Origin of the sequence: Nitratireductor sp. XY-223 (assembly GCF_004959855.1) — a bacterium.
GTDB lineage: Bacteria > Pseudomonadota > Alphaproteobacteria > Rhizobiales > Rhizobiaceae > Hoeflea_A.
This window is the reverse complement of record NZ_SPNT01000002.1, coordinates 250,203-268,558: the sequence shown is the minus strand read 5'-3', so window position 1 is coordinate 268,558 and position 18,356 is coordinate 250,203. Positions and strand designations below refer to the sequence as shown.

The window sequence follows — 18,356 nt, the reverse complement described above, 5'->3', positions numbered from 1 at the left end:
TTAGCCGTGCTTTTATATTCGCTGTCAACGGCCTTGCCGCACGCGCAGGCGCCGGTAAATCACGCAGGAACGCCGGCTGCCTCGAGCCTCGACCGCAACAGCGCGCGATCCTCGTCCCTCCGGAAGGGATAATTGTCGACGATCGTAAGGTCGATGCCGAGACGCTCGACCATCTCCTTGAATTCGCGTGTGTCCGTGATTTCAGGCTTGTCCGCCGCAGACGCGGCGTAGACCATGCCGCAATTGGAGATGAACGGCGCGCGCTCGTGGCCCTCGCGGGCATACTGGAAGGCCGTTTCGCTCTCGCCTGCCAGCACATAGGCAAGCCCGATGGAAAACAGCAGCACGGGGAACACCATGCTCTCCGACATCATATCGAGATTGTCGATCAGGTATTTGGCGCCCTTTTGCGCGTTGCCCTCGAAAACCTCCACCAGTCCCTGGGCCGCCTGAAGTTCCTGATAGCCGGGATTGATCTGCAGCGCCCGGTCGATATCCGACCTTGCGCCGTCATAGTCGCCGTGCAGCCACAGGCGGCCGAAAGCCCTGGCCATGAAGACGACGTCCGACTGGGGGCCCAGGCTGACGGCCCTGTTGGCAAGATCCATGACCCGCGGCGGATCGACCTCAGAGCGGCGGCCGTATCCGGCAAAGAGCGGGCTCAGCAGCGACATCGCAAGCATGGCCAGTGCCATCGGGTTGTCCGGCGACTTGGAAAGCGCCTTTTCGAGCGCCGCCTGCGCACCCTCGGCGCCTTCGCGGCTCCAGCGGGCATTGAGGAAGGCCGCCTTCGAAAGCAGTTCCTGAACCGACAATTCCGCGTTCGGCCGTTCTGCGTGTTCCGCGCCGTCCTGTGTCGTGGTGAAGCTGCGCACCATCACGGAAATGCGCCGCGCGACCCGTTCGATGAATTCGTCCCGGTCGTCCGCATCGCTTTGGAAACGCTCCGTCCGGATGGTTTCGCCGCCCTTGCCGCCGGAAAGCGTCATGTCGAAGCGCACCTTCGAGCCGGAGACGCGGCAGCGGCCACCGACGACATATTTGGGCTCGATCTGGTCATTGCGTTCCGAGACGACCTTGATGCCGGTGCGGCGCGACATGAGCAGCAGGAGCTCGTAGCGGATTTCCTCAGCCATGTCCGCCGCTTCCTCCTCGGAACCGGATACATGCAACTCCTCGATCAGCACGACCGGAACGTGGTTCGCGGCTGCTTCCTCGGAAGACTCGGACAGAAGCGACTCGCCCTTGGCCGTTTCGGGCGCCCATCCGTAGACGGCCGTATCCACCGTGATGTTCTTCAGCCGCTGGATGCCCAGTTCCTCGAACTCGGTGCCGGTTTTCCGGTCGATCAGCTTGTAGACGTCGCCCGACACGATGACGGCGCCGGGTGCGGCGATTTGCTGTAGCCGGGCGGCGATATTGACGCCGTCGCCGAATATGTCCTCGTTTTCATGGATGATGTCGCCGACATGGATGCCGATGCGGATCTCGACGGCGCCGTCCTGGCTCAGGCGTTCCTGGATCGCCGTCGCGCAATTCACCGCACCGACGATAGAGTCGAACTCCGCCAGCCAGCCGTCGCCCATGTTCTTGATGATGGAGCCGGCATGCTCGGACACCGACGGCTCGAGCAGTTCGCCGCGAAAGGCCCGCAGACTGGCCAGTGTGGCTTGCTCGTCTTCGGCCATGAGCCGCGAATAGTCGACAATGTCTGCGGCCATGATCGCCGCGAGCTTGCGAGACTGCTCCTTGGACATGGATTCCACCTATCCTCGTCTGCGCCGGGTCGTGCGAAGGGGCCACGACCGGTTCTGCGCCATCCCGTTGGGGTCCGTCAGTCCTGAATCTGTGGTTCGCGACCGTCAATTGCAACCGCAAAACGCTCGCCGGTCAGTTCCTCGGTGAGCGCCCACAGCCTTTTCGCGTCATTTTCGCTGCGCGCCTGGGAGCGCATGCGGGCGAGACCGGGCGGACCGCGCATTTCCATGATGCCTTTCGGGCCGAAGTACTGCCCGCCCTCGACGTCCGCGCCGAGCGCGGCAACGAGTGTCGGCTGTGCGCCTTGCGCCGGCGGGTGGGTGAAGAACGGCATGAGCGTGACACGCAGCAGGGCGTAGAGGACGGGGTTCATGTGCCGCGGGAGTTCCGTGCCCGAGACGCCGGGATGGGCGGCGACCGACAGTGTCTTCCTTCCGGCGCGCCGGAGCCGGCGGTCAAGCTCAAGCGCGAACATGAGGCACGCCAGCTTGCTCTGGCCGTAGGCCCGCGCTCCGGTCGGGCCGGACCCCGATCGGAGACCTTCGAAATCGATCTGTGCGTTCTTGTGGGCGATGCTGGCAAGCGAGACGACCCGGCTTTCCGCCGTGTCGGGCATCAGGTCGATCAGCCGCGCCGTCAGCACGAAATGTCCGAAATAGTTGGCCGCCATCTGGATTTCGAACCCGTCCTCGCTGACCGCGTGCGGCGGGATCATGACGCCGGCATTGTTGATCAGCAGGTCGAGACTGGAATGGGTCTCGCGAAATCGGTCGGCGAATTCCCGGACCGATGCCAGGCTGGAGAGATCGATTGCCATGACCTCGATATCGCCGCCCGGCGCGACGCGCAGGATGTCCTGCCGCGCCGCCTCGGCGCGTTGCGGGCTGCGGCAGGCCATGACAACCTTCATCCCGGTCCGGGCGAGCCCGATCGCGGTTTCCTTTCCGAGGCCCGCATTCGCACCGGTGACGACGGCTAGACGACCGGTCTGATTCGGGATTTCGCTCAAATCGAGGTTCATCGGTTCTGTCCCCGCGGCACGATGTCGGAAAACGACTGGACTTCATATGGACATATTGACACTGTTTGTCAATATGTTAAAAAGGCGGGCCATGAAGGGCAGATGTGCTAGTCGCTCACCACACCCGACGTCGTGGCCACCAGCTCGAATGCCGCCGCCATCAGCGCCTTGGTGTAGTCGGTCTGCGGTTCGTCGAAGATCTGGTGGGCCGGACCCTGCTCGACCACCTTGCCGAACCGCATGACGATGACGTTGTTGGCAAGCGCCCGCACCACCTTCAGGTCGTGGCTGATGAAGAGATAGGCGAGGTTGTGGTCGCGCTGCAGCTTGCGCAGCAGGTCGACGACCTGCGCCTGCACGCTCATGTCGAGCGCCGAGGTCGGCTCGTCCAGCATGACGAAGCGCGGATTGAGCACCATGGCCCGCGCGATGGCGATGCGCTGGCGCTGCCCGCCGGAGAATTCATGCGGATAGCGCCACCGGGTCGACGGATCGAGCCCGACCTCCTCGAGCGCCGCCGCGACGCGCCGGTCACGCTCGTCGCGGCTGAGGCCCGGTTCGTGGATGCGCAGGCCCTCGGAGACGATCTCGGCAATCGACATGCGCGGCGACAGCGATCCGTAGGGATCCTGGAACACCACCTGCATCTGGCTGCGCAGCGGTTTCATCGCCGAAAAGGAGTAACTCTCGATATTCTTGCCGACGAAGGCGATCTGGCCCTTCGACGAGATCAGCCGTGTCAGCGCCAGGCCAAGCGTCGTCTTGCCCGAGCCGGATTCGCCGACGATGCCGAGCGTCTGGCCGGCCCTGAGCGTCAGGTCGATGCCATCGACCGCCTTGATATAGTCGGCCGTGCGCCTGAGAAACCCCTTCTTGATCGGGAACCAGACCTTGACCTGCTTTCCTTCGATGACGATCGGCGCGCTGTCGTCGGATTTCGGCGGCTCGCCCCGCGGCTCGGCCGCCAGCAGGTGCTTGGTATAGTCGTGCTGCGGGTTCTCGAAGATTTCCCGTGTCGGGCCGGCCTCGACGATCTTTCCCTGCGTCATGACGCACACGCGGTCGGAGATCTTGCGCACGATGCCGAGATCGTGGGTGATGAACAGCATCGACATCTTGTGGTCGGTCTTGAGCCGGTTGAGCAGTTCGAGGATCTGCGCCTGCACCGTAACATCCAGCGCCGTGGTCGGCTCGTCGGCGATCAGCAGCTCCGGGCGGTTGGCCAGCGACATGGCGATCATGACCCGCTGCCGCTGCCCGCCGGAAAGCTCGTGCGGATAGGATCCGAGACGCTTTTCCGGGTCGCGGATACCGACCTGGTTGAGAAGCTCCAGCGTGCGCGTTCGGGCCGCCTCGTCGTAGAGCCCCTGGTGCAGTCCGAGGATCTCGCCGATCTGCCGCTCGATCGTGTGCAGCGGGTTGAGCGAGGTCATCGGCTCCTGGAAGATCATCGTCACGTCGTTGCCGCGCACGTCGCGCAGCTTGGTGTCGTCCGCCTTAAGCAGGTCATCGCCCTTGAACAGGACCGAACCGGACGGGTGGCTGGCCGCCGGATAGGGCAGGAGCTTCAGGACCGAGAGCGCCGTGACGGACTTGCCGGAACCCGATTCGCCCACCAGTGCCACGGTCTCGCCCCGGCCGATGTCGAAGGACACCCGGTCGACGGCGAGGGTCCGGTCCTCGCCCTGGCGGAACTCGACCGAAAGATCGCGTATGGAAACAAGCGGTCCGGTCATTGGAATGTCTTTCTCGGATCGAAGGCGTCGCGCGTTGCCTCGCCGACGAAGATCAGCAGCGACAGCATGATGGAGATGACGAAGAAGGCCGTCAGCCCGAGCCACGGCGCCTGCAGGTTGTTCTTGCCCTGGGCGATCAGCTCGCCGAGCGACGGCGAACCCGGCGGCATGCCGAAGCCGAGGAAGTCGAGCGAGGTCAGCGTCGTGATCGACCCGGACAGGATGAACGGCAGGAAGGTGAGCGTCGCCACCATGGCATTGGGCAGAAGGTGCCGGAAGATGATCGTCGTGTTGCCGACGCCGAGCGCCCGCGCCGCGTTGACATATTCGAAATTGCGGGCGCGCAGGAACTCGGCCCGCACCACGCCGACAAAGGCCACCCAGGAAAACAGCAGCATGATGCCGAGCAGGATCCAGAATCCGGGCGGCAGGATGGCCGCCATGATGAGCAGGATGTAGAGCACCGGCATCGACGACCAGATCTCGATGAAGCGCTGCAACAACAGATCCGTCCAGCCGCCGAAATAGCCCTGCACCGCTCCTGCCGACACGCCGATAATCGCCGAAAGGCTCGTCAGCGCCAGTCCGAACAGCACCGAGATACGGAAGCCGTAGATCATGCGCGCAAACACGTCACGGGCCTGGTCGTCGGTGCCGAGCCAGTTCATGTTGCCGATGATGCAGTCCGGGTCATCGACCCCCAGCGGATAGGCAGAGCACCGCTCCTCCTTGCTCATCAGCCAGAAGGGCCGCGTCGGCGCCGAGCTGGGGATATAGGAATTGGCTGTCCGGTATGAATAGCGGACCGGCGGCCACAGCATCCATCCGTTGGCCTCGATCTCGTCGCGGATGAACGGGTCGCGATAATCGGTTCGCGCCAGGAATCCGCCGAACTTCTCCTCCGGGTAGTCGACAAGCACCGGCACCAGCAGCTCGCCCTTGTAGGAAGCGAGGATCGGCCTGTCGTTGGCGATCAGCTCGGCGCCGAGGCTGAGTACGAAAATGACGAGGAATATCCAGAACGACCAGTAGCCGCGGCGGTTGGCCTTGAAGTTGCGCCAGCGCCGTTTCGCCGTCGGCGAGAAAAAGCCGGACGGCGGCCCGGTCGGCACTTCCACGGTCTGTCTGACGCTCTGGTCCATGTCAGACGTCTCGCCGTTCGAAGTCGATGCGCGGATCGACCCAGGTGTAGATGAGGTCGGATATGAGACCGACGACGAGGCCCATCAGCGAGAAGATGAAGAGCGTGCCGAAGACCACCGGATAGTCGCGGTTCAGCACCGACTGGTAACCGAGGCGGCCGAGGCCGTCGAGCGAGAAAATGGTCTCGATCAGCAGCGATCCGGTAAAGAACGCGGTGATGAAGGCCGCGGGGAAGCCGGCGATGATGATCAGCATGGCGTTGCGGAAGACATGGCCGTAAAGCACCTGCCGCTCCGTCAGGCCCTTGGCGCGCGCCGTCGTGACGTACTGCTTGCGGATCTCGTCGATGAAGGAATTCTTGGTCAGCAGCGTCGTCGTGGCGAAGGCGGCGAGCGAAAGCGAAATCAGCGGCAGTGTCAGGTGCCAGAAATAGTCGATGATCTTTTCCCACCAGGAAAGCTCGGCGAAATTGTCGGAGACGAGGCCGCGCAGCGGGAACCAGTCGAAGAACGATCCGCCGGCGAACAGGATGATCAGCAGGATGCCAAACAGGAAGCCGGGAACCGCGTAGGCGACAATGATCACGCCGGAGGTCCAGATGTCGAAGCGCGAGCCGTCCGCCACCGCCTTGCGCACGCCGAGCGGAATGGAAATGATGTAGGATATCAGCAGGATCCACACGCCCAGCGAGATCGAGACGGGCATTTTCTCGATGATCAGGTCGATCACCGTCACGTCGCGGAAGTAACTCTCGCCGAAATCGAAGCGGATATAGTTCCACATCATGGTCAGGAACCGCTCGAGCGGCGGCTTGTCGAAACCGAACTGCTTCTCGAGCTTGGCGATGAATTCTGGATCGAGGCCCTGGGCACCGCGGTATTTGGAGGAGAAGTCGTCGCCGCTGGCCGTCGGCTGGGTCTGGAAGTCGCCGCTGCCGGAAATGCGGTCGAGCGCCGAATTGCCCTGGCCGGTCAGCTCGGCGATCACCTGTTCGACCGGGCCGCCGGGTGCGAACTGGATCACAAGGAAGGTAATGCCCATGATCCCGATGATGGTCGGGATCATCAAAAGCAGCCGCCTGATGATATAGGCGCCCATTAGTCTTTATTCCCCTGCTTGTTCTTATTGTTGTTTGTATCAGGCCTTGCCAATCTTAATTGCCTTTTCCTGATCGAGCCACCAGAGCCGTTCCACCGGCCATTCGTAGTCGGGCTTGGGATCCTTGAAGCCGAACATGTCCCAATAGGCAACCCTGTGGTTGGCCGAATACCAGTTGGGTATCCAGTCCTGGCGCGCCCGGTTGACCCGGTCGATGACCCGCATCGCCGTAATCAGCTCCGCCCTGTTCTCCGCGGCCTCGACGTAGTCCAGCAATTGTTCGTAGACCGGGTCATCGACGCCCGGAAGGTTCATGGAGCCGGGCCGGTTGGCGGTCTGCGGCGCGAACATTGTCCGTAAGGATTCGGCGGTCGGTGTGGCCTCGAACGACACGGAATATCCGACCATGTCGAAATCGAACTCGTCGAGGCGCAGCTGGAACTGCGCCGGATCGACCAGCCGGATCGACGCGTCGATGCCGATGCGGCGCATGTTCTCGACAAATCCGGAAAGCAGCCGCTCGAAGACCGGTGACCGGATCATCACCTCGACGGTCAACGGTGCGCCATCCTTCTGAAGCACCGTGCCCTGGCGGCTCCAACCGGCATCGTTGAGCAGTTTCACGGCCCGGCGGAGCAATTGGCGGTCGCGTCCCGAGCCGTCGGAAACCGGCTGCAGCACCGCCTCGCCGAAGGTCGCGGGCGGCACCCGGCCGCGGATCGGCTCGAGCAGTGCGAGTTCCGCCTCGTCGGGCAGGCCGGAGGCGACGAATTCCGAACGCTGGAACAGCGACTGCGACCGCGTATAGGCGCCGTAGAAGATCTTGTCGTTGGTCCATTCGTAGTCGAAACACAGATTGATTGCCTCGCGCACGCGGATGTCCGCGAATTTGGGGCGCCGCTGGTTGACCGCCCAGGCCTGCATGATCGGACGTTTTTCGGACGGGAATGTCGTCTTGACCACCCGGCCGTCTGTAATGGCGGGAAAATTGTACTCAAGCGCCCAGGTCTTGGAGGTGAATTCCTCGCGGTAGACGATGTCGCCCTTCTTGAAGGCTTCGAAACCGGCCTGCCGCTCGGCGAAGAATTCAAGCCGCAGCGCGTCGAAATTGTCGAGACCGCGCGCGGTCGGAAGATCGCGCGCCCAATAGTCTTCCACCCGTTCGAAATCGATGAACTTGCCCGGCTCGAACCGGCCGGGCCTGTAGGGGCCAGACGACAGCGGCACGTCGAGCGAGCCGCTGGTGAAGTCGTGGGTGTCGTAATAGACGGCCGACAGCACCCGGATATTCGCCGCCGACAGGATCGATTGCGCCGATTGATCGCCGGAGAACCGGATTTCGACGGTTCTCTCGTCGAGAGCCACCGCGTCGGTCAGGTCGCGCAGCGTTGTCGAGATGGTCGGATGTCCGTCTTCCTTCAGCGTCAGGAAGCTGAAGACGGCATCCCTGGACGTTACCGGCGTGCCGTCGTGGAACCGCGCTTGCGGGCGGATGCCGAAACGCCAGGTATTGCGGTCTTCCGAGCTCTCAACCCATTCGGCCAGGTGGCAGTAGAGCGCGTCCGGCTCGTCGATGGCCCGCACCATCAGTTCGTCAAAGCACAGCTCCATGCGCGGCGGCGCATCGCCGCGCAGAATGAAAGTGTTGAGCGTGTTGAAGGTCTGGTAGTTCTGGTTGTAGTACCAGTTGGGCGGCAGGAACGAAAAGGTTCCGCCTTTCGGCGCGTCCGGGTTTACAAAGTTGAAATGTTTGAAATCCGGTTGGTAGCCGAGTTCGCCGAAGGCGGAAATGCCGTGCAGTTTCTCACCCGCCGGGTTCTTCGCGAAGGCGAGGCGCGCCGGGATCGCCAGGCTGGCGGCCGCGGCGCCCGAGGCGGCAAGGAACCCGCGACGGGTGAGGGGTCTTTTCAGTCGGTCGGCCGGGTAGGTCATGGTTTATTGCGCCGCGTCCTTCGACCACCAGATCGTCGGAAATCCGACCGAATAGGTGGGCAGCGGATCGGGATGCGCCAGCCGGTCCGAATAGGCGATGCGCGCCACCCGGCTGGTGTAGCTCGGAATGATATACTGATGCGCCAGCAGCACCCGGTCGAGGGCCTGCGTCGCCGCGATCAGCTCCTCCCGGTCGGCGGCGAAGACCACCATCTTGATAAGTTCGTCGACGCCTTCGTCGGCAATGCCGGCATAGTTCGCGGAACCCTGCCGGTCCGCCGCCGCCGAACCCCAGTATTCGAACTGTTCGTTGCCCGGCGACAGCGACTGCCCCCAGGCATTGTAGATGATGTCGAAGTCGCGGCTGCGCTCGCGGTTTGCATATTGCGCCGCATCGACCGAGCGGACCGTGGCGTCGACGCCAATCTTTTTCAGGTTCTCCACATAGGGAAGCGCCACGCGCTCGATGATCGGGCCGTTGAGCATGATTTCAAAGGTGAAGGGCTCGCCCGTCTCGGCATTGACCATCTTGCCGCCGCGGATCTCGTAGCCGGCCTCACGGAACAGTCGCACCGCCTCACGCAAGTTGTTGCGCTGTTTTTGCGGGTCGCCGCCGACCGGGTTCTCATAGGCCGTTGAAAAGACCTCCGCCGGCACCTTGTCGCGTACGGACTCCAGGATCTCCAGCACCCGGCCCTCCGGTTTTCCGCTGCCGGAGAGCTCCGTTCCGTAGAAGAAGCTGTCGATGCGCTGATACTGGTCGAAAAAGATCGTGCGGTTGAGGTCTTCGAAGTCGAATGCGTGGTTCAGCGCCTTGCGGACCAGCGGGTCCTTGAACTTGTCGCGCCGCAGGTTGGGAATGAAGCCGACCATGACGCCCGAGGACCGGTAGGGATTTTCCAGCTCCTCGCGCACGATGCGCCCGTCCCGTGCGGCCGGGAAGTTGTACTCGTTGGCCCAGCGCTTGGCGGCGTTCTCGACCCAGAAATCGATCGTGCCGGCCTTGAATGCCTCGAATTCGACATTGCGGTCGGCGAAATAGGTATAGTTGATCTCGCCGTAATTGTTGCCGCCGACATTGACCGGCAGGTCCTTGCCCCAGTAGTCGTCGACCTGTTCGAAGAGCACGGTCGAGCCCGGCGACAGCCGGGCAATCCGGTAGGGGCCGGACCCGACCGGCGGCTCCAGCGTCGTCGCCTCGATCGAGCGTTGCCTGCCCGCCGCGTCCGTTCCTTCCCACCAGTGTTTCGGCAGGACGAGCAGCTGGCCGATGATCTGCGGCAGCTCGCGGTTGTTCTTCTCGTCGAAGGTGAAGGTCACCTCGTTCTCGCCGGTTTTCTCGGCGCCGGTCACGTGCTGGTAGTAGAACTGGCGCTGCGGATCGAGTTCGACGGCTTTCTCGAAGCTCCAGATGACATCCTCGACGGTTACCGGCTCGCCATCGTGCCAGCGCGCCTCCGGCCGCAGCCGGTAGCTTACGGAGGAATAATCGTCCGGATAGCTGACGGCCTCGGCGATCAGGCCGTACTCGGTCGAGATTTCATCCATGGCCGGCGCCATCAGGGTCTCGTAGACGAGGCCCATGCCCTGCGCCAATTCCCCTTTTGCCAGGATCGGGTTCAGCGTGTCGAAAGTCCCGCCGGCCGACACATTGACCCGGCCGCCCTTCGGCGCATCCGGATTGACATAGTCGAACCGTTTGAAGTCCGGCGGATATTTCGGTTCGCTGATCAGCGAAGCGCCGTGACGCCAGACCCGGTCGTCGGCGAGCGTCGCGCAGGGATCGATTGTCGTGAAAAGTCCGGTCAAAAGTAATGCGGCGATCGCCGCTGCGGGCGCTTTGCGTTTGAACAGCAAATAAACCGTCAAAACAGTCTCCTGATTGTCCGACCACATCCTGCGATATTGCCGGAAGGGCGGACCATGTTCAATGCGTCGCCCGCGTCTGACAATAGGGCAAATTGTGACAAAGAACAGGCATGAATGACGGCGCGCTGCCGATAGCAACAAAAAAGCCGGGCTGGGCCCGGCCTTTCCGCTACACAATTGTGTGAAACTATTCGGTCGCCGACGGTTCCGGCTTTTCCTCTTCGGTCGCCGAGGATTCTTCCGTCATGGCCGGCTTCTCGCCGTCCTCGGCTGCAGAACCTTCCGTCATCTCGGGCTTGTCGGCATCGCTCGCGGCGGCGTCGTCGGCCGGAGCCGTATCCGAAACCGCGGCCTCTTCGGCGGCCGGTTCAGTCTCCTCGGAAGCCGGCGCCATGTCCTCTTCGCTCGGCAGCGGCGCCGGTGAATCGCTCAGCGAGCGCATATAGGCGATGAGGTCGGCGCGCTCGTCGGCTTTTTTCACGCCGGCAAATCCCATGGCCGTGCCGCGCATGTAGCGGCGCGGCGCCTCGAGAAAGGCGTTGAGGTTCTCATAGTGCCACTTCTTCTCGCCGCCCTCGGAATAGTCCTGCATCGCCGTCGAATAGCCGAAGCCCGCGGCGGCAGCCACGGGACGGTCGACAACGTCCCAAAGGTTGGGTCCGACACGGTTGGCGCCGCCTTCATCGACCGTGTGGCAGGCGGCGCATTTGCGGAAGGCCCTTTGACCGCCTTCGATGCTGGCGCTGGCGAGCAGCGGGGAAATCGGCTCAAGCGTATCTTCCTCACCCGCCGAAGCGGTGGCCGTGGCACCTTCGCTGGCCTCGAGCGCAAAACCTTCCGCTTCCGGTTCGCTGGAATGGAAGATCGCGTCGGATGCGATGGAAACGGTCATTACAACGAAAGCGACGGCGAGAAAGGCACCGGCCGCGGCGTTGAGAAATGAGGAGTTCATTCGCACGGGCTCCTTGTCAAACCGGTTCATCCCCGAAACCGGCACAGTCTTGATTTCGCGCGGAACCTATGTCTTTTGCTTGGCGGTTGCAACACTGTTTATAACGAGTCCAATAAGTCATTGATCTCAGGGGCTCACTTTTGGAATCACCGATGGCGTCCCAATCGAATCTCGTCCTTATTCCGGCCCGCCTGGGCTCCAGCCGACTGCCCGGAAAAGTACTCGCTGATATCGCCGGCGAGCCGATGATCGTGCATGTCGCGAAGCGGGCGCGCGAGGCCGGTATCGGGCCGGTGATCGTCGCCACCGACAGCCCTGAGGTCGAGGCGGCGGTCACGGCTGCCGGGTTTGACGCGGTAATGACCCGGTCGGACCACGCCTCGGGCTCGGACCGGATCCATGAGGCGCTTCAAACCGTTGATACTGAAAAGAAATTTGACGTTGTCATCAATATCCAGGGCGATCTGCCGACGATCGAGCCGCATGTGATCCGGGCGGCGTTGACGCCGCTGGAGAACCCGCAGACCGACATCGGCACGCTTGCGGTGGTGATCACCGACGAGGAAGAAAAAACCAACCCCAACGTGACCAAGGCCGTCGGCTCGCCGATTTCCGACAACCTTATGCGGGCACTTTACTTCACCCGCGCGACGGCGCCCTTCGGCGAAGGTCCGCTCTATCATCACATCGGCCTTTACGCCTATCGCCGCGACGCTTTGTCTCGCTTTGTGGCGCTGCCGCCCTCGGCGCTGGAAAAGCGCGAGAAGCTGGAGCAGTTGCGCGCCCTCGAAGCCGGCATGCGCATCGATGTCGCAATCGTTGACTCGGTTCCGCTCGGTGTCGATACTCCCGCCGATCTGGAGCGGGCAAGGCATTTAATGAGCCGCTGACAGCATTCCCATCTCAATCATCAACGGATCCGCAAATGGCTGAAATGAAGAAGAAGATCGCCTTCCAGGGCGAAATCGGCGCCAATTCCGACATGGCCTGCCGCGACATGTTTCCGGACATGGAGCCGATCCCCTGCCGCACCTTCGAGGATGCCTTCAATGCGGTGACGAGCGGCGAGGCGGAACTGGCGATGATCCCGATCGAGAACACGATCGCCGGCCGGGTTGCCGACATTCATTACCTGCTTCCCGAATCCAACCTCCACATTGTCGGCGAGTATTTCATGCCGATCCATTTCCAGCTCATGGTCGTTCCCGGCGCGTCGATGGAGGGGATCAGCACCGTGCACAGCCATATCCATGCGCTCGGCCAGTGCCGCAACATCGTGCGCCGGAACGGCTGGCAGCCGGTGGTCGCGGGCGACACGGCCGGCGCCGCGCGGCTGATTGCCGAGACCGGCGATCCGTCGATGGCGGCATTCGCCCCGCGTCTGGCGGCCGAGCTTTATGACCTTGAGATCCTGCAGGAGGATGTCGAGGACACCGACACCAATGTGACGCGCTTCGTCGTGCTTTCGCGCGACGACCAGTGGGCCCGCCGCGAACGCCCCGACGATCTCATCGTCACGACCTTCGTTTTCAATGTGCGCAACATGCCGGCGGCGCTTTACAAGGCGATGGGCGGCTTTGCCACCAACGGCGTCAACATGACGAAACTGGAGAGCTACCAGCTTGAGGGCAAGTTCACGGCGACCCAGTTCTACGCCGACATCGAGGGACATCCGGAGGACAAGGGCGTTGCGCTGGCGCTCGAGGAATTGCGCTTCTTCTCCACCAAGGTGCGTATTCTCGGCGCCTACAAGGCCCATCCCTTCCGCACCGCGCAGGCGCGCGGAGAGTAAGCCGCCGGCCGCATGGTGGGAGCGTCAGTACCGGGCCGCCAGGAGGTGCGCCTGACAGTTGCGGCAGTCGCTGCTGCCGAAGCCTTTCACGGGGACCGTGTAGCGGCCCGTCGCGATGAGGCGGCCGACCAGGTCGCATTCAACGCCGTGCGGCACCGCGAGCGCCGCCACCCTGGCGGCGCGCGGGGTCAGCCGGTCGATGTGCCAGTGGATTGCCTTTTCCCTGCGCAAGTGGCGCGCCACTCGCGCGCCGATACCGCCGCCGCCCCGTGCGCATCCGGCATAAAGGTACCAGCCCGGGCGGAACCGGTAGTCGGCGCCCCGGATTTCCACCGCTAGAGGGTCTTCAAGACACAACGCCAGGACATATGCGCCTTTGAGCGGGGCCGCGTCTGGCGGGTTTTCGCCGGTCATCCATCGGCCGCGCAGGGCCAGAAGGTCGTCGGCGAGCCGGCCCGGAACCGGTATTGCGTCAGTGCCGTACATCGATCGATGGTCCGCTGGTTTTCTTCGCAGTTCCGCGAAATGTTACCGCGGCCACCAGAGTTCGGCCACAATCGATTGCCGGAATGGCCTCACCGCTGCGAACGCACATTGCAGGAGACCGAAATGCGCACGAGATCCTACTTCCTCAGCATAGCCTCCATCGCCGTGGCCGGTTTATTCGCCGGCCCTGCGGCGGCAGACGACACCCTTGTCGAGGTGCCGAGCCCGCATTCCGTTTCGCAGACGATGGACCGTCTGGAACAGGCGGTCGAGGCCGCCGGCGCCACGGTTTTCGCGCGGATCGATCATCAAAAGGGCGGCCGCACCGTTGGTATGGATATTCCCGACAACGAATTGCTGATCTTCGGCAACCCGCGCCTCGGCACGCCGGTGATCCGCGATGCGCAGGCCGCCGGGCTGGACCTGCCGATCCGCGTGATCGCCGTCGAGACGCCGGACGGAACGGTCCTGATCTACCGGGCGCCGGCGGCGATCGGCGAAAAGCACGGGCTTGCCCCGGACCATCCGAGCATTGCGCTGATGACCGGGGCGCTGAAGAACCTGACGGCGAAGGCGGCCGAGCAGTAGCCGGTCAGGCCGCTTCGTCGAAGGTAAAGACATTGACGGGGTTGCTGCGCCCGCGCACCGGCGTCGCCGCGACTTCGCGGAACGCGAACTCGCTTCCGGCCGCATCGGCCGTTGCCTGCAGGAACATGGCCCTCGTCCCGTGTTCCTTGTTGAGCGCTTCGAGGCGCTGGGCAAGGTTCACCGTGTCGCCGTAGACCGTATAGGCCTGTCGCCGCCCGCCGCCGACGCATCCGGCCGCAACCGGCCCGGTCGCGATCCCGATGCGGATGCGGATGGTCTCGCCCTCGAATTCGCGCGTCGCGCATGTATCGAGCAGCGCGCGTGCCGTCCTGACCGCCTGCCGGGCGTGTTCCTCGACAGGCAGCGGCGCGTTGAAGGCGGCGACCACCGCGTCGCCGACGAAGCTGATCACCACGCCGCCCTGGTCGGACACGATATCGGTGACGGCGTCGAAATAGGTGTTGAGCAGCGCGATTACGCTTTCCGGCGACTTGTTTTCCGACAATCGCGTGAAGCCCTCGATGTCGGCGAACAGCACACTCGCCGTCCGGCTTTCGGGAAGCAGCGAGGTCTCGGATTCCAGAAGTCGCTGCGCGATCTGCGGCGGTACGTACTGCCCGAAGACCTCAAGGGCACGGGCGCGCTGCCGGTCGGCCGTCGCACGGGCCCGAACGACGCCGCGGGCCCGATGCACAACGAGGGCGATCACGGCCGTGCAGGACAGGATGAAGAAGCTTTCGACGAACCGGGTCTGGCTGCCGACGAAATCGGGATTGAGGAACAGGTTGATGAATTCCTCGCGGCTCGGTCCGACCGGCAGATCGTCCCACGAAAGTGTGCGCTCCATACCGCTGACAATCCAAAAGTAGGTCGCCCACAAGGAGGCGGTGATCAGCGCACCGACCCACAGCACCAGCCCCGGCGTCAACGAAAGGGCGGCAAGGGCCACCAGGGCGAACGTGTATTCCACGCCGAAGGTCCGGAAAACGAATATCTGCGGAATTTCACTGCTTCCAAGGCTGAGGGGCATGAAAGTGAGCAGTGCCGCGATCGCCAGAATATCAACAGAGAAAAAGGCGTAGCGGTGCCACCAGCGTTCGGCTTTGGTCCCGACCATTCGATGCTGGACGAGGCCGCTGATAAGGAAAAGCGCCATGACGCCCGCGCCGATCAGGTTGGTGGGATAGTTGGCGGCGGATATTGTGATTGCCATCATCAGCGCCAGCACGACCGTGCGCGCCTTGAGCATCAGCTTGAGGCCCGCCTGTTCGGCTGCGGCGAGATCCTGTTCCACGTCGGCGTGGGCGATCGTATTCATCGGCTATACATAGTCAGCGGCCGGCTGCATTCAAAGGCCGGACGTCATGCGGTCCGTGTGCGGCTGTGCGATTTGAGGAATATCATCGCCATGATGGCGATGTTCAACACGTTCCACAAGATGCCGTTGATGAAGGCCATCTGGTAAGACCCGGTCTGGTCGTAGATCCAGCCGGACATCCAGCCGCCGATCGCCATGCCGAATATGGTTGCCATCAGGACGGTGCCGACCCGGGTTCCCGCTTCCCGGGCGGGCAGGTATTCCCGCACGATCAGCGCGTAGCTCGGAACGATCCCGCCCTGCGAGAGGCCGAACACCAGGCTGACCGCGTAGAGCGAGGCAAGCCCGTCGAAGGGCAGGTAGAAGAACAAGGCGATGCATTGCAGCGTCGAGCCGATCAACAGGGTCAGAACGCCGCCAAGGCGGTCGGCGATTAGGCCGAAGGCGATGCGGGAGACGACACCGCCCAGAAGCATGAGCGACAGCATCTCGGCGCCGGCGACCGGGCCGTAGCCGAGATCGACGCACAGCGACACGAGATGCACCTGCGGCATCGCCATGGCGACGCAGCAGCCGAGGCCGGCGACGACCAGCAGCAATTGCAGGCTGCGCGCCGAGAACTGCACGGACCGGGCATTGGCCGCGGCGAGGTTGTCGGCCCTCTGCGTCGCTTCGAAAGGAATGCGGCGGCGCAGCAGGAACGACAGGGGCACGATAATGGCGACCATGCAGACCGCGAGGATCACGTAGACGGCCTGCCAGCCCGATCCGCTCAGGACCGGACTGAGGAGGGTCGGCCAGATGGCCCCGGACAGGTAGTTGCCGCTGGCCACGATGGCGACCGCGATGCCGCGGCGGCGCAGGAACCAGTGCGAGATGTCGGCGATCAGCGGTCCGAACCCGACAGCGGCGCCGAAGCCGATGAGCAATTGATAGGCCGACAGGCTGTAGATGGAGCCGCTCTGTGCCGCCAGCAGGTAGCCGGCCGTCATGCAGAGCGCCGCACCGTTGAGCGAGCCGAAGACGCCGATGCGGTCCACCATGCGGCCGATGAAGACGCTGCCGAACGCGAAGCCGACCATGGTCACCGAATAGGGCAGGGACGTATCGGCCCGGTCGATGCCGAAGGTCTGCTGCACCGCCGGCATGATCACGACGATCGCCCACATGCCGACATTGGCCGTCGCCGCAATCGCCAGCGTGACGGCCAGCCGTCTCCAGGAATAGGCACTGTCGAGCTCTGTGGGATTGGTCATGCGCGGACACTATTGCCACCGTTATCGCTTGTCTAATGGTTTGATGCGCAGACATCCGGCGAAATTTCTCGTGCGTCAGGTCCGATTGCGTTGCAGCCGCTTTTCGACCTGGCGCTTTTCCCAATCGACCCCGAACAGGGACAACACCTCGAATACCGAAAACCCGTGTGAAAGCACCCCGAGACCCCAGCCGAGTGTCGGCCAGAGAAACCAGGGATAGTGTGTTCCGACGAAGAGATTGGCCACGGCCATTGCGATCACCGCGATCACATAGATGGCCAGGTGACTGTAAAACCCCTTGATATCACGCACATATTCGATGGCTTCGCGCTCCGTTTCCGTCATTTCCGCTGTCTTGTACATCTCCATCTCCTTGGACAGTGTGGCAATGTCCGTATCGAAGGCCGCGGCCAAGGCGCCAAGCGATTCAAGGCTGGCCGGTTTGCCGCGTTCGATGCGCTGGATGGTGCGCACGCTCAATCCGCTCAGTTCCGCCAGCGTTTCCTGCGGCCAGCCTCTTTCGATCCGCAATTTTCGAATGAACATCGCTATTCTCCCGAGTTACGCCCGGTCGGGCGCTCCACCATTCAACGAAAATTATACACAGACGCCATGCCAGCGCCCCGACACCAACGCGACACGGCGCCTCGTTTGCTTCCGATTTGTTTATAAAACCGGCCTATCCTCGCGCTATGTCTAACTCGAAAACGCGTGAAACCGATCTTTACGATCCGGTCAAGTGCCTGCTCGAAGCCCAGGGCTACGTGGTCAAGGGCGAGGTCGGCGCAGCCGACATCGTCGCCTTGCGCGGCGATGAAGACCCCGTCATCGTTGAATTGAAGACGGGATTTTCCCTTTCGCTCATGCACCAGGCGATCGATCGCCAGCGCGTGACCGACGCGGTCTACGTGGCCGTTCCGCGGGGCACGGGCAGGGCGTTCGCGGTGTCGCTTCGCAAGAACCTGAAACTGTGCCGCTGCCTGGGGCTCGGCATGATCATTGTGCGGCTGAAGGATGCAACAGCGGAGGTAGTGCTCGATCCGGCGCCCTACAGGCCGCGCAAGGCGCCCCGGCGCAAGGCGCGGCTGCTGCGCGAATTCGCACGGCTTGACGGCGATCCGAATACAGGCGGGTCGACAAGGAGGGGGATCATCACCGCCTACCGTCAGGACGCGCTGCGGTGCCTTTCCTTCCTTGAGCGCAACGGTCCGACCAAGGCGGCCCGGGTGGCCGCAGGCGCCGGGGTGGAAAAGGCCCGGCGGCTGATGGCCGACAATCATTACGGCTGGTTCGACCGGGTCGACACCGGCATCTACGCGCTCAGTCCCAACGGCTGCCGCGCGATGGGCGACTACGCCGACGAGATTGCGCGGATTTCCGCTCCCTAGGCGCTGACAAGCCCGCCGC

16 protein-coding genes are annotated in these 18,356 nt (G+C 63.2%); 4 read left to right on the top strand and 12 right to left on the bottom strand.

The features are described from left to right. Positions 1 to 59: 59 nt before the first annotated feature. The 8 genes from E4M07_RS07845 to E4M07_RS07810 all read right to left on the bottom strand — a co-directional run bounded on the left by E4M07_RS07845 (position 60) and on the right by E4M07_RS07810 (position 11,509). A complete protein-coding gene (locus E4M07_RS07845; protein WP_136657761.1) occupies positions 60 to 1,757 on the bottom strand; it encodes an adenylate/guanylate cyclase domain-containing protein in 1,698 nt (565 codons plus the stop codon). 77 nt (positions 1,758 to 1,834) lie between these two features. Then, entirely contained in the window at positions 1,835 to 2,779 is a 945-nt protein-coding gene (locus E4M07_RS07840) for an oxidoreductase (RefSeq protein WP_136657760.1), read from the bottom strand. Between the two features lie 107 nt (positions 2,780 to 2,886). Further along, positions 2,887 to 4,515, bottom strand: coding sequence for an ABC transporter ATP-binding protein (locus tag E4M07_RS07835; RefSeq protein WP_136657759.1), 1,629 nt, complete (start codon positions 4,513 to 4,515; stop codon positions 2,887 to 2,889). Further along, positions 4,512 to 5,657 carry an ABC transporter permease gene (locus E4M07_RS07830; RefSeq protein ID WP_136657758.1) on the bottom strand — a complete coding sequence of 382 codons (1,146 nt, stop codon included), beginning with the start codon at positions 5,655 to 5,657 and terminating at the stop codon, positions 4,512 to 4,514. The genes E4M07_RS07835 and E4M07_RS07830 overlap by 4 nt, the downstream gene beginning before the upstream one ends. A 1-nt stretch (position 5,658) precedes the next feature. After that, entirely contained in the window at positions 5,659 to 6,756 is a 1,098-nt protein-coding gene (locus tag E4M07_RS07825) for a microcin C ABC transporter permease YejB (RefSeq protein WP_136657757.1), read from the bottom strand. A 39-nt stretch (positions 6,757 to 6,795) separates the two neighbouring features. Continuing rightward, positions 6,796 to 8,688 carry an extracellular solute-binding protein gene (locus E4M07_RS07820; RefSeq protein WP_136657756.1) on the bottom strand — a complete coding sequence of 631 codons (1,893 nt, stop codon included), beginning with the start codon at positions 8,686 to 8,688 and terminating at the stop codon, positions 6,796 to 6,798. 3 nt (positions 8,689 to 8,691) lie between these two features. After that, positions 8,692 to 10,497, bottom strand: coding sequence for an extracellular solute-binding protein (locus E4M07_RS07815; RefSeq protein ID WP_246660423.1), 1,806 nt, complete (start codon positions 10,495 to 10,497; stop codon positions 8,692 to 8,694). 247 nt (positions 10,498 to 10,744) lie between these two features. After that, positions 10,745 to 11,509: a cytochrome c family protein gene (locus E4M07_RS07810; protein ID WP_136657754.1), complete on the bottom strand. Its 765-nt coding sequence runs from the start codon at positions 11,507 to 11,509 to the stop codon at positions 10,745 to 10,747. Positions 11,510 to 11,661: 152 nt separating this feature from the next. On the opposite strand from E4M07_RS07810, the gene E4M07_RS07805 reads away from it, so the two are divergent. Both E4M07_RS07805 and E4M07_RS07800 read left to right on the top strand, forming a co-directional pair. Then, a complete protein-coding gene (locus E4M07_RS07805; RefSeq protein ID WP_136657753.1) occupies positions 11,662 to 12,399 on the top strand; it encodes a 3-deoxy-manno-octulosonate cytidylyltransferase in 738 nt (245 codons plus the stop codon). 35 nt (positions 12,400 to 12,434) lie between these two features. Continuing rightward, entirely contained in the window at positions 12,435 to 13,301 is an 867-nt protein-coding gene (locus tag E4M07_RS07800) for a prephenate dehydratase (protein ID WP_136657752.1), read from the top strand. A gap of 24 nt (positions 13,302 to 13,325) precedes the next feature. On the opposite strand, the gene E4M07_RS07795 is transcribed toward E4M07_RS07800, so the two are convergent. Further along, positions 13,326 to 13,787, bottom strand: a complete 462-nt coding sequence (locus E4M07_RS07795; protein ID WP_206057199.1) for a DUF123 domain-containing protein — start codon at positions 13,785 to 13,787, stop codon at positions 13,326 to 13,328. Positions 13,788 to 13,910: 123 nt separating this feature from the next. On the opposite strand from E4M07_RS07795, the gene E4M07_RS07790 reads away from it, so the two are divergent. After that, positions 13,911 to 14,375, top strand: coding sequence for a DUF302 domain-containing protein (locus tag E4M07_RS07790; RefSeq protein WP_136657751.1), 465 nt, complete (start codon positions 13,911 to 13,913; stop codon positions 14,373 to 14,375). A 4-nt stretch (positions 14,376 to 14,379) separates the two neighbouring features. Here the strand turns inward: E4M07_RS07790 and E4M07_RS07785 are convergent, their stop codons facing one another. The 3 genes from E4M07_RS07785 to E4M07_RS07775 form a co-directional block, all read right to left on the bottom strand. Next, positions 14,380 to 15,693, bottom strand: coding sequence for an adenylate/guanylate cyclase domain-containing protein (locus E4M07_RS07785; RefSeq protein WP_136657750.1), 1,314 nt, complete (start codon positions 15,691 to 15,693; stop codon positions 14,380 to 14,382). A 44-nt stretch (positions 15,694 to 15,737) separates the two neighbouring features. Then, positions 15,738 to 16,949: an MFS transporter gene (locus E4M07_RS07780; RefSeq protein WP_136657749.1), complete on the bottom strand. Its 1,212-nt coding sequence runs from the start codon at positions 16,947 to 16,949 to the stop codon at positions 15,738 to 15,740. 75 nt (positions 16,950 to 17,024) lie between these two features. After that, positions 17,025 to 17,495: a 2TM domain-containing protein gene (locus E4M07_RS07775; RefSeq protein WP_136657748.1), complete on the bottom strand. Its 471-nt coding sequence runs from the start codon at positions 17,493 to 17,495 to the stop codon at positions 17,025 to 17,027. Positions 17,496 to 17,641: 146 nt separating this feature from the next. Between E4M07_RS07775 and E4M07_RS07770 the strand changes: the two genes are divergently transcribed. Beyond that, on the top strand, positions 17,642 to 18,337 hold the full coding sequence (locus tag E4M07_RS07770) for a DUF2161 family putative PD-(D/E)XK-type phosphodiesterase (protein WP_136657747.1): 696 nt from the start codon (positions 17,642 to 17,644) through the stop codon (positions 18,335 to 18,337). The last annotated feature ends 19 nt before the right edge of the window (positions 18,338 to 18,356 follow it).

Coding starts and splice junctions, on each gene's coding strand:
- E4M07_RS07785 (WP_136657750.1), bottom strand. CDS start 15,693: ATGAATACGATCGCCCACGCCGACGTGGAACAGGATCTCGCCGCAGCC.
- E4M07_RS07835 (WP_136657759.1), bottom strand. CDS start 4,515: ATGACCGGACCGCTTGTTTCCATACGCGATCTTTCGGTCGAGTTCCGC.
- E4M07_RS07845 (WP_136657761.1), bottom strand. CDS start 1,757: ATGTCCAAGGAGCAGTCTCGCAAGCTCGCGGCGATCATGGCCGCAGAC.
- E4M07_RS07820 (WP_136657756.1), bottom strand. CDS start 8,688: ATGACCTACCCGGCCGACCGACTGAAAAGACCCCTCACCCGTCGCGGG.
- E4M07_RS07780 (WP_136657749.1), bottom strand. CDS start 16,949: ATGACCAATCCCACAGAGCTCGACAGTGCCTATTCCTGGAGACGGCTG.
- E4M07_RS07770 (WP_136657747.1), top strand. CDS start 17,642: ATGTCTAACTCGAAAACGCGTGAAACCGATCTTTACGATCCGGTCAAG.
- E4M07_RS07800 (WP_136657752.1), top strand. CDS start 12,435: ATGGCTGAAATGAAGAAGAAGATCGCCTTCCAGGGCGAAATCGGCGCC.
- E4M07_RS07805 (WP_136657753.1), top strand. CDS start 11,662: ATGGCGTCCCAATCGAATCTCGTCCTTATTCCGGCCCGCCTGGGCTCC.
- E4M07_RS07825 (WP_136657757.1), bottom strand. CDS start 6,756: ATGGGCGCCTATATCATCAGGCGGCTGCTTTTGATGATCCCGACCATC.
- E4M07_RS07810 (WP_136657754.1), bottom strand. CDS start 11,509: ATGAACTCCTCATTTCTCAACGCCGCGGCCGGTGCCTTTCTCGCCGTC.
- E4M07_RS07775 (WP_136657748.1), bottom strand. CDS start 17,495: ATGTTCATTCGAAAATTGCGGATCGAAAGAGGCTGGCCGCAGGAAACG.
- E4M07_RS07840 (WP_136657760.1), bottom strand. CDS start 2,779: ATGAACCTCGATTTGAGCGAAATCCCGAATCAGACCGGTCGTCTAGCC.
- E4M07_RS07795 (WP_206057199.1), bottom strand. CDS start 13,787: ATGTACGGCACTGACGCAATACCGGTTCCGGGCCGGCTCGCCGACGAC.
- E4M07_RS07790 (WP_136657751.1), top strand. CDS start 13,911: ATGCGCACGAGATCCTACTTCCTCAGCATAGCCTCCATCGCCGTGGCC.
- E4M07_RS07830 (WP_136657758.1), bottom strand. CDS start 5,657: ATGGACCAGAGCGTCAGACAGACCGTGGAAGTGCCGACCGGGCCGCCG.